This window comes from Nitrobacter sp. 62-13 (assembly GCF_001896955.1).
In the GTDB taxonomy this organism is placed as follows: Bacteria; Pseudomonadota; Alphaproteobacteria; order Rhizobiales; family Xanthobacteraceae; genus Nitrobacter.
This window is the reverse complement of the sequence record NZ_MKRN01000211.1, coordinates 17,259-27,584: the sequence shown is the minus strand read 5'-3', so window position 1 is coordinate 27,584 and position 10,326 is coordinate 17,259. Positions and strand designations below refer to the sequence as shown.

At 62.1% G+C, this 10,326-nt stretch carries 6 protein-coding genes; 5 read left to right on the top strand and 1 reads right to left on the bottom strand.

Annotated elements, in window-relative coordinates; all coding sequences use genetic code 11:
• Positions 1-384: 384 nt before the first annotated feature.
• The 4 genes from ppc (at position 385) to BGN91_RS17340 (ending at position 8,902) form a co-directional block, all read left to right on the top strand.
• Positions 385-3,156, top strand: coding sequence for a phosphoenolpyruvate carboxylase (ppc, locus tag BGN91_RS17355; RefSeq protein WP_292615295.1), 2,772 nt, complete (start codon positions 385-387; stop codon positions 3,154-3,156).
• Between the two features lie 32 nt (positions 3,157-3,188).
• Positions 3,189-4,538 (top strand): amidase, encoded by a 1,350-nt coding sequence (locus BGN91_RS17350; protein WP_292615280.1) that lies wholly within the window; start codon positions 3,189-3,191, stop codon positions 4,536-4,538.
• A gap of 132 nt (positions 4,539-4,670) precedes the next feature.
• On the top strand, positions 4,671-6,254 hold the full coding sequence (locus BGN91_RS17345) for a B12-binding domain-containing radical SAM protein (protein WP_292615278.1): 1,584 nt from the start codon (positions 4,671-4,673) through the stop codon (positions 6,252-6,254).
• 281 nt (positions 6,255-6,535) lie between these two features.
• Positions 6,536-8,902: an MMPL family transporter gene (locus BGN91_RS17340; RefSeq protein ID WP_292615277.1), complete on the top strand. Its 2,367-nt coding sequence runs from the start codon at positions 6,536-6,538 to the stop codon at positions 8,900-8,902.
• A gap of 87 nt (positions 8,903-8,989) precedes the next feature.
• Here BGN91_RS17340 and BGN91_RS17335 read toward each other — a convergent pair whose 3' ends face one another.
• Positions 8,990-9,490: a hypothetical protein gene (locus BGN91_RS17335; protein WP_292615276.1), complete on the bottom strand. Its 501-nt coding sequence runs from the start codon at positions 9,488-9,490 to the stop codon at positions 8,990-8,992.
• A 551-nt stretch (positions 9,491-10,041) separates the two neighbouring features.
• On the opposite strand from BGN91_RS17335, the gene BGN91_RS17330 reads away from it, so the two are divergent.
• Positions 10,042-10,284 (top strand): cysteine rich repeat-containing protein, encoded by a 243-nt coding sequence (locus tag BGN91_RS17330; protein WP_292615275.1) that lies wholly within the window; start codon positions 10,042-10,044, stop codon positions 10,282-10,284.
• Positions 10,285-10,326 lie beyond the last annotated feature (42 nt).

Sequence of the window (10,326 nt, the reverse complement as noted above, 5' to 3'; positions counted from 1 at the left end):
TATATAGCTCCCACATGAGGTCGAGCTGCCTCCCTGCGCATGCAGCCTTGCGCTCGCGATGGCGCGCTGTCGCGAAAAACCGTCCGGCGCTCGCCCGGCGCGAATTCGAGGATTGAGCATCCAGGATGTCTTACACAACGAATGCGGGAATATCATAATTTATACGTATAAATACGTGTCTTGTCAGAGAAATAACCTCTTGCAACGAGGACGGGTCACGCATGAACGCCACCTGAGCAGTGGCTGGTTGCACCTGATTGATCCCGCTGCCGAAATGTGCTGCTCATCTTTTGTGCATCGTTGATCGCGGTTTCTTGCGTCGCAGCAAGAAAATTGCGACTGAAGAGTCCGAAGTTTCAGGAGCACGCGATGTCCCGTCAGATCATGCCGTTGCCTCGTGCAGGTCAGCCGGAATCTGACGCCGCTGCACTCGATGCGCGGCTGCGCGACGATATCCGGCTGCTCGGACGCATTCTTGGCGATACCGTGCGCGATCAGGAAGGGGAGGCTGTATTCGATCTGGTCGAACGCATCCGCCAGACCTCGATCCGCTTTCATCGCGACGACGACAAGCCGGCGCGGCGCGAACTGGAGGCCATCCTCGACGGCATGTCGACCGACGAGACCGTGCTCGTCGTCCGTGCCTTCAGCTATTTCTCGCATCTCGCCAACATCGCCGAAGATCAGAACAACATCCGCCAGATGCGCAGCCAGACCCTCGTGGACGGGGTGCAGCATGAGGGCAGGCTGGCTTACACGCTCGCTCGCGCGCATTTGGCGGGTTTCGGCGGCGCCGAGTTGCGGGATTTTTTCAACAACGCGCTGGTGAGTCCCGTGCTGACGGCGCACCCGACCGAGGTTCGCCGCAAGAGCGCGATCGACCGCGAGATGGAGGTTGCCGCACTGCTTGATCGGCGCGAGCGGATGCAGCTCACCCCGGAGGAGTTCGAGGTCAGCGAGGAACAACTGCGCCGCGCCGTTCTGACATTGTGGCATACCAATCTGTTGCGGCGGACAAAACTTACGGTGCTCGACGAGGTCGCCAACGGACTGTCTTTCTACGACTATACTTTCCTGCGCGAGGTGCCGCGATTGCATTGCGTGCTGGAAGACCGCCTCCAGGACGGCGATGGCGGCGTCTCGCACGAGATGGCTTCGTTCCTGCGGATCGGAAGCTGGATCGGCGGCGACCGCGACGGCAATCCGTTTGTGACGGCGGACGTCATGCGCGGCACCCTGCGGATGCAGGCGTCGCGGATCCTGCGCTATTACCTCGACGAACTGCATGAACTCGGCCGCGAGCTGTCGCTGGCCGCCGATCTCACAAATGTCTCGGCGGAGCTGCGCACGCTCGCTGAACGGTCGGCCGACACTTCGCCGCATCGACGCGGCGAACCCTACCGCCTCGCGGTGTCAGGCATCTACGCTCGGCTTTCAGCCACGGCGCTGAAACTGCAGGCGGACACGCTGCGCCCGCGGTACGGCAATTCCCCACCCTATGAGAGCGCCGCCGAATTCAGCGCCGATCTCGATGTTCTCCATCGCTCGCTGACCGAGAACAACTCGGAGGTGATCGCGCGGGGGCGGCTGCGCCATCTGCGCCGCGCCGCCGACTGTTTCGGTTTTCATCTTGCCTGTCTCGACCTGCGGCAGAACTCCACCGTTCACGAGCGTACCATCGCCGAACTGCTTGGCGCCGCTGCGCCGGGCACGGACTACCTGGCCCTGGATGAGGAGGCGCGGATCGTCGTGCTGCTGCGGGAACTGCGCAGCGCACGGCCGCTGACTTCGCCCTTCATCACATACAGCGAGGAGACACGGGGCGAACTGGCGGTGTTCCATGCCGCGGCGGAGGCGCACGAGATGTTCGGTCCCGCCGCGATCCCTCAATGCATCGTCTCGATGAGCGAGGGCGTTTCCGACCTGCTCGAGGTCGCGTTGCTGCTGAAGGAAGCCGACCTCATCGACCCCACCGGGCACAGCGCCATCAACATCGTGCCGCTGTTCGAGACCATCGAGGACTTGCAGGCGTGCGCCGGCATCATGGATCGGTTGCTGTCGCTTCCGCAATACCGGGCGCTGGTGGACAGTCGCGGAGGTTTGCAGGAGGTGATGCTCGGCTACTCCGACAGCAACAAGGACGGCGGTTTCGTCACGTCGGGATGGGAGCTTTACAAGGCGGAGATCGGGCTCGTCGAGGTGTTTGAGCGCCACCATGTGCGGCTGCGCCTGTTTCACGGCCGGGGCGGCTCGGTCGGGCGCGGCGGCGGACCGAGCTACGACGCCATCCTTGCCCAGCCGGGCGGCGCCGTGAACGGCCAGATCAGAATCACCGAACAGGGCGAGATCATCTCCAGCAAATATTCCAACGCCGAGGTCGGCCGCAGCAATCTGGAGATCCTCGCCGCCGCAACGCTGGAGGCGAGCCTGTTGCAGCCGCGGCAGAGCGCGCCGAGCCTTGAATATCTCGATGCCATGGAGTCGCTGTCGTCGCGCGCCTTCGCGGCTTACCGCAACCTCGTTTACGAGACGCCGGGCTTCGAGGACTATTTCTGGGCCTCCACCGTTATCAACGAGATCTCGACGTTGAATATCGGCAGCCGGCCGGCCTCGCGCAAAAAGACGCGCCGGATCGAGGACCTCCGGGCAATCCCGTGGGTGTTCAGTTGGGCGCAATGTCGGCTGATGCTGCCGGGCTGGTACGGGTTCGGCAGCGCGGTGGAATCCTGGATAGCGGATCATCCCGACAAGGGCATGGCGTTCTTGCAGGAGCTTTATCGCGAGTGGCCGTTCTTCCGCATGCTGCTATCCAACATGGATATGGTGCTCGCGAAAAGCTCGATCGCGATTGCGTCGCGCTATGCCGATCTCGTGCCCGACGCAACGCTGCGTGCGACCATTTTCGGACGCATCCGCCGCGAGTGGCATCTTACCATCGACATGCTGCTCATCATCATGGGGCAGGAGCGGCTGCTCGCCGGCAATCCGCTGCTTGAGCGGTCCATCCGCAATCGCTTTCCCTATCTTGATCCGCTCAACCACGTGCAGGTCGAATTGTTGAAAGATCATCGCGCGCAGAGCGGCGACGAGCAGGTGCTGCGCGGCATCCAGCTCACCATCAACGGAATTTCCGCGGGCCTGCGCAATAGCGGTTAAGATACGATCGCTTTCGTCTCGCGAGGTTCGCCATGTCCGATCGCCCGACCCTGGCCACGCTCGCCGCCGATCTCGCGGCGGGTCGCACCACTGCGCGCAAGCTCGTCGACGCGTGCCTTGCGAAAATCGCCGACAAAGCGGGCGAGGGCGCACGTGTATTCATCCATGTCGATGCGGATGGCGCGATCGCCGCAGCCGAAGCCATGGACAGACTGCGCAAGGCCAACGCCGCGCCGTCGCCGTTCGCCGGCATTCCGGTTTCGATCAAGGACCTGTTCGACATCAAGGGACAGGTGTCACGCGCCGGCTCCCGCGCGCTCGACGACAGGCCTCCGGCAGCGAACGATGCTCCGGTCGTGGCGCGCCTGCGCCGCGCCGGGTTCGTGGTGATCGGGCGCACCAACATGACCGAATTCGCTTATTCGGGACTGGGCATCAATCCGCATTACGGCACGCCGAAAAATCCCTGGCGGCGCGACGACGGTCACGTGCCGGGTGGTTCGTCCTCGGGCGCGGCGGTCTCGGTCACGGACGGCATGGCGCATGGCGCGCTCGGCACCGATACCGGCGGCTCGTGCCGCATTCCGGCGGCCTATTGCGGCATCGTCGGCTACAAGCCGACTGCGCGCCGCATACCGCTCGACGGCGGCATTCCGCTGTCGGTTACGCTGGACAGCTACGGGCCGATCGCCCGCTCCGTCGGCTGCTGCGCGGTGATGGACGCAGTGCTGGCGAACGAAGCGATTGTTCCGGTTGCGCCGCGTCCGGCAAAGGGGCTGCGGCTCGTGGTGCCGACGACGGTGATGCTGGACGGCCTGGACAGCGCGGTTGCGGACGCCTTCGAGCGCGCGCTGGATCGGCTGGCCGGCGCCGGGGCCTTGATCGAGCGCATGGCTGTACCCGAATTCGCCGAGATCGCGTCACTGAACGTCGGCGGCGGGTTCTCGGCGGCGGAAAGCTGGGCCTGGCATCGCGCGTTGATCGCGAAAAAGGCGGAACTCTACGATCCCCGCGTCATCAGCCGCATTCGGCGCGGCGAAAGCCTCAGCGCCGCCGATTATGTCGATCTGCTCGCGATGCGTCGCGCGATCATCGCGGGCTTCGAGCGCCGCGTCGCGCCGTATGATGCGCTGGTCGCGCCCACGGTAGCCATGACGCCGCCGGTGATCGCCGATCTTGCGGGCGATGCGGCCTACACGAGAGCCAATATGCTGTCGCTGCGCAACTGCGCGCTGATCAACACTGTCGACGGCTGCGCGATCTCGCTGCCCTGTCACCGCGACGGCGAGGCGCCGGTGGGCTTGATGTTGGCCGCGGCCGGAGGCTCGGATCGCACGATCTTCGAGATCGCGGCGGGTATCGAGCCGATTGTTCGCACCTAGAAATTCTCGCGGCATCGTGAACCTTCGTGCTCAGGTGAAAGCGCGGGACGCGGTCCCGTTCGCGCGGACCGGAACCATTGCAAGCGTCGGAGGTTAGTAAGAGTTTCCACATTTGCACAACGGGGAGGTGCGATGAGGGGCATCGGTCAGCACGGCATTCGGCGCATTCTTTGCATTTTTCCCCGCTACACGTCGTCGTTCGGCACGTTCGAGCACGCCTATCCCTTGACCGCGGGCGTGCAGGCCTTCATGCCGCCGCAGGGACTTCTGCTGATCGCGGCTTATTTGCCCGCCGATTGGAAAGTCCGTTTCATCGACGAGAACATTCGCGCCGCCACCGACCAGGATTTCGAATGGGCTGAAGCAGTCCTCGTTAGCGGCATGCACATCCAGCGCCAGCAGATGAACGATATCTGCCGCCGCGCTCATGCCTTTGACCTGCCGGTGGCCCTCGGCGGTCCGTCCGTCAGCGCCTGCCCGGACTACTATCCGTCGTTCGACTACCTCCATGTCGGCGAACTCGGCGATGCCACCGACGAATTGATCCGACGCCTGGCGCGCGATCCATCGCGGCCGGGCTGCCAGGTCGTGCTCAAGACCGCCGATCGGCTGGCCATGGACAAGTTTCCGATCCCCGCTTACGAGCTGGCCGACATCAGGCACTATTTCCTTGGCAGCATCCAGTATTCCAGCGGCTGCCCGTACCAGTGCGAGTTCTGCGACATTCCCGGTCTTTACGGACGCAATCCGCGCCTCAAAACTCCCGAACAGATCACCCGCGAGCTCGACAAGTTGCTGGAGTGCGGCATCACCGGCTCGGTCTATTTCGTCGACGACAATTTCATCGGCAACCGCAAGGCCGCCCTCGACCTTTTGCCGCATCTGATCGAGTGGCAAAAGAAGACCGGCTATGTCCTGCGCTTCTCCTGCGAGGCGACGCTCAATATCGCCAAGCGCCCGGAGATCCTGTCGCAAATGCGCGAGGCTTTCTTCGCGACCATCTTCTGCGGAATCGAAACCCCGGATCCGGTGGCGCTGAAGGCGATGCACAAGGATCACAACATGATGGTTCCCATCATGGAAGCGATCAGGACGCTGAACGATTACGGCATGGAGGTCGTGTCGGGAATTATCCTCGGGCTCGATACCGACAAGCCCGAGACGGGACAGCACCTGCTCGACTTCATCGATCAATCACAGATCCCGCTTCTGACGATCAATCTCCTCCAGGCGCTGCCGAAGACGCCGCTGTGGGATCGTCTCAAGCGCGAGAATCGGCTGATCGAGGATGAAGGCCGCGATTCCAACGTCGATTTCCGCCTGCCGTACGATCACGTCGTGGGGACCTGGCGCGACTGCATGGGCCGCGCCTATCAACCCGAGAAAGTTCTGGAACGCTACGAGCACCAGATCCGGAAAACCTATCCGAAACGGATTCAACCGCGCACGCCTCAGCAGAGGTCGTGGCGCAATATCAGGCTCGGTCTGACCATGCTGCGCAATATCTTCTGGAGGGTCGGGCTGCGCGGCGACTACAGGCGTGTGTTCTGGAAATTCGCGCTGCGCCGGCTGGCGCGTGGCGAGATCGAGTATCTTATCGGCTCGATCCTGGTTGCACATCACCTCATCGTGTTCGCGCGCTCCGCCTCGCGCGGCAAAACCAATGCGTCCTATTATTCGCTGAAGTTGCAGGAAGCCTCTGTTCCCGCGGAATAGGCGGGGACTACGGAGGCGGCCCGGAGAGGGTGCACCCCGGCGGAAGGGCCAATGCGACGATTGCCCTTGCTTGTAGTCCACTCGGGAAACCGCTAAACCTTGCGCCGGAAATTTATGCGTGCGGTCAACGGTTAAAGCGAGCAGCCCGCCGGATTTCGGGTTCGCTCCAAATGTCACATTCACTCCACTATAGCGTTTTCGAGCGAAGTGGAATTCGGTTCGCGTGAAGAAAACGCGTCAATAATGACTCCAGACCCATGATGTCACGACGGGGACAGCGCATGCTTGAGCGAAATCCGGATGCTGCCGATACGGTCGCCCCGACCGGCCGCTCGTCCAGCATCGCCTTCGGACTCGAGCGGATCGGGCTGATTGCGGTGCGCGTGCCGATTCTGTCCTGCATTATTCTGCTGGCTTTGATCGTCGGCGCGGTGTTCGGAATCCACCGTATCGAGATCGACGATTCGCTCAGCCAGCTATTCCGCTCCGACACCCGGGAATTTCGTCAGTACGAGGAAGTGACCAAGCGCTTCCCGTCGACAGAGTTCGACGTGCTGGTCGTGGTCGAGGGCAAGACGCTGCTTAAGCGCGAGAACCTTGAAAAGCTGCGCGATATGGTCACGGACCTGCAACTGGTCGACGGCGTGCGCGGTCTGATCTCGTTGTTCTCGGCGCGCCAGGCGCCCGAGCCCGGCAAATTGCCGGCGGCGCTGTTTCCGTCCGAATTGCCGCAGGGGGCGGACTACGACAAATTCATCGAGACCGTGAAGTCCAATGAGATCATTCGCGGCAAGCTGCTGTCAGAGGACGGCACGCTCGCGCTGGTGGTGCTGTCGCTGCAGCCATCCATCGTCGGCGACAGCCAGCTGAAAACGACGATCGGCCAGATCCGCAAGGTCATGAACGATGATCTCGCCGATACCGGGCTCACCAAAGAGCTTTCGGGCGTGCCGGTCATGCAGCTTGAGATCCGCAACGCCGTGGAACGCGACGGCATCATCTACAACGTCGCCGGCATTCTCGCGGGTTGTCTGATAGCCATCGTGTTTTTCCGCAAGGTATCCTTCATGGTCGTCGCGGCGTTTCCGCCGCTGCTTGCGATCCTGCTGGCGCTGGGCGTGCTGGGCTGGGCCAATTTCAGCCTCAACATGTTCCTCAACGTGATGACGCCGCTCATCATGGTCATCAGTTTCTCCGATTCGATGCAGTTGACGTTCGCGGCGCGCGACCGTCTGATCGCCGGCGAAGACAAGTATTCCGCGTTCCGCAATGCTGTCCTCGTGGTCGGCCCGGCCTGCGTGCTCACCCACGCGACCGCGGGAATTTCCTTTATCGCGTTGCAGTTCTCGAACTCGGATCTGATCCGCAGCTTTGGCGAGGCCGGTTTGCTGGCGACGATCATCGCGCTGCTTGCCGTGCTGTTGCTGGTCCCGGTGTTCGGCGTTCTTCTGGTGCGCAACGAACAGCGCTTCGCTGAAAAATTCAAAACGGCGGATGCAGGCGTGCAGGCGCTGCGCCGCTTTTGCGCCTGGATCGCGGTGCGGATGGTGGGACATCCCGGTTTCTTCAGCCTGATTGCCCTGGTGGTGGTCGGTGGGCTGGCAGTGGTCTACGCCAATCTGGAGCCGCGGTATCGGCTCGCCGATCAGGTTCCGGACAAGCAGCAGGCAGTGGCGGCGAGCGGCCGTCTCGATGCGAAGCTCACCGGCGCCAACCCGATCGACGTTCTGATCGAATTTCCCAAGGGCGAGACGCTGTATTCGCCGCACACGCTTGCCACGATTGCCGAGGTTCACAAGCTGGTCGAGGAGCAGGCCGGCGTCGGCAACGTCTGGTCGCTGGAAACCTTGCGCCGCTGGCTTGCGGAGAAAGCCCACACCGACGACGTGGCGACGCTCAAGGAATATGTCGACGTCCTTCCCAAGCATCTGGTCCGCCGCTTTATTTCCGAAGACCAGAGGGCGGTCGTGGTGTCCGGTCGCGTGCCCGATCGCGATTCGAGTCAGATTCTGCCGGTGGTGGAAAAGCTCGACCACGCCATGGATGCGGTCCGGAAGGTGCATCCCGGTTATGAAATCGCGGTCACCGGCCTGTCGGCGATCGCCGCGCGCAACAGCGCGGGCATGATTGAGAAACTCAACCACGGTCTGACGATCGAGTTCGCGCTGGTCGCCGTGTTTATCGGCCTCGCATTCCGCTCGGTGGTTGTGATGTTTGCCTGCATCCTGCCCGGGATTTTTCCCGTGGTGCTGTCCGGCACGGTGCTGTGGGTGCTCGGGGAGGGTTTGCAGTTCGCGAGCGTGGTGGCGCTCACGGTTTCATTCGGCCTGGGGCTCAGTGCGACGATCCATTTCCTCAATCGCCTGCGGTCCGAGAGCAAGCCGGGCGTCAGCGCGGGGGAGGCGGTCGAGCGCGCGACCGTGCTGATGGGGCCGGCGCTGATCCTGACCACCGTGGTGCTGGCGTGTGGCCTCGTGGTGACGGTGTTCTCGGATTTGCCGTCGCTGCGCTTGTTCGGTTGGCTCAGTGCCTTCGCCATGGTCGCGGCTCTCGTCGCGGACTTCCTGATCCTGCGTCCGACAGCGATGTGGCTGATCACCTTTGCGGAGCGGTTACGTCGCGGCGGGCAAGCGAAGCTGGCGAAATAAGCAGGGCAGGCGCGACATCGTCAACCGCAGACCGCCGACGGCACCGTTCGCGAGCACCTCGCGCCGCCTCGATTCTTTCTCCTCGCGTCAGCCGCGCGTCATGGTGATGGAAACGTTCCTGATTTCGCCCTTCGAGGTGATCGAGACCGATTGCTTGTTGCCGCGGGTGCGCAGCGACAGGTTGGCGGCAAAGCCGGCGGCTTCGACGAAGACTTCAATTTCGCCGCCGCTGGCGCGCCCGCGCACGGAGCCGAACAGATTGCGGCTGGCTTCGCTCCAGTTCCCGGTCAGTCGATCCCCATCGCTGACCACGTCGCTGGAGAGATCGAACTGGTAGCTGTCGCTGGCGCAACGCAGGTTCTGTTTCAGCGCCGTGCCCGTAACGTTAACCCTGTAGGATGCCCTGCAGCGAATGTTCTCTTTCGATCCGTCAGTTAGCGTAACCGTGCCTTTGCCCGACCAGTTTCCTGCGAAGCCGGCAAACGGAGAGGTCTGGGCGAGACTCGCCGATGCCGATAGTGCGAGGCCGGCAACAACGCCGGCGGCAATCGTCGACTTCCGGATCAGCTTGGAGGCAAACAGTTTCATATTTGGTTTCCATAAAAAGGCGCTAGGGCGATGACGCTCATGCCGCACCAAGCTCTTAGTGCTGTCTTGGCGCGCGAGGTTCAAGCCCGATAGCATAGCTGATGTTCTCTCGGGTATCTGCAAGGGGCTGCCGCGCGGTCGATATTCCCCAGAGTATGAATCTTCGCGAGAACCGAACGGATGCGCATCTGGCAGAACGGACGCCATGGCAGATTCGCACGCAAATATGCGTCGATTCGCTTGTCGTACTTTAGTCGATATATTTCAGCGTGTTAGATATAGTTATCTGAAAAACTGGGGGACAAGCTGCGGCAACGCGTCGCCGTCGTCAATTTAGCCGCATTTCACCGCGCTTTTGAAATTGTGGATATGCCGGGCATGATCGGCGTATGCGCAGCCGATGGATGGAACGGCCCACGCGCTCTTGCGATCTTTTGAGGTATGGGTATCGATGCAGGCCAGCGACGCAATCGCTCTCAACAGACCAGCCATCCGGATACGCCCGGGCCTATCCAGGACCGAATTTTCCGCCGTTGTAATGAAGGAATACGATGTCTAAAATTTTTCTGTCATTCGCTCTGCTTTTGACATTCGGTTCGACCGGAACGATGGCGCAGGTTCAGGGACCGCACGGTGGAACTGAAGCGGAACAGCGTGCTTGCTCTCGGGACGTGAGCCGTTTCTGCCGTAAGGTGATGGATCAGGGCGATTTCACGATCCTGGCCTGCCTGCAGGAGAATCGTGTGAAGTTGACGAAAGCCTGCAACCAGGTCTTGCTGAACCACGGCCAGTAAATCGCTGAGGAAAACCAGGCAAACTCGTTATCCGGCCGCCGG

Excerpts from the sequence above, each read along its gene's own strand:
- BGN91_RS17345 (WP_292615278.1), top strand. The coding sequence starts at position 4,671 with ATGAGGGGCATCGGTCAGCACGGCATTCGGCGCATTCTTTGCATTTTT.
- BGN91_RS17340 (WP_292615277.1), top strand. The coding sequence starts at position 6,536 with ATGCTTGAGCGAAATCCGGATGCTGCCGATACGGTCGCCCCGACCGGC.
- BGN91_RS17335 (WP_292615276.1), bottom strand. The coding sequence starts at position 9,490 with ATGAAACTGTTTGCCTCCAAGCTGATCCGGAAGTCGACGATTGCCGCC.
- ppc (WP_292615295.1), top strand. The coding sequence starts at position 385 with ATGCCGTTGCCTCGTGCAGGTCAGCCGGAATCTGACGCCGCTGCACTC.
- BGN91_RS17330 (WP_292615275.1), top strand. The coding sequence starts at position 10,042 with ATGTCTAAAATTTTTCTGTCATTCGCTCTGCTTTTGACATTCGGTTCG.
- BGN91_RS17350 (WP_292615280.1), top strand. The coding sequence starts at position 3,189 with ATGTCCGATCGCCCGACCCTGGCCACGCTCGCCGCCGATCTCGCGGCG.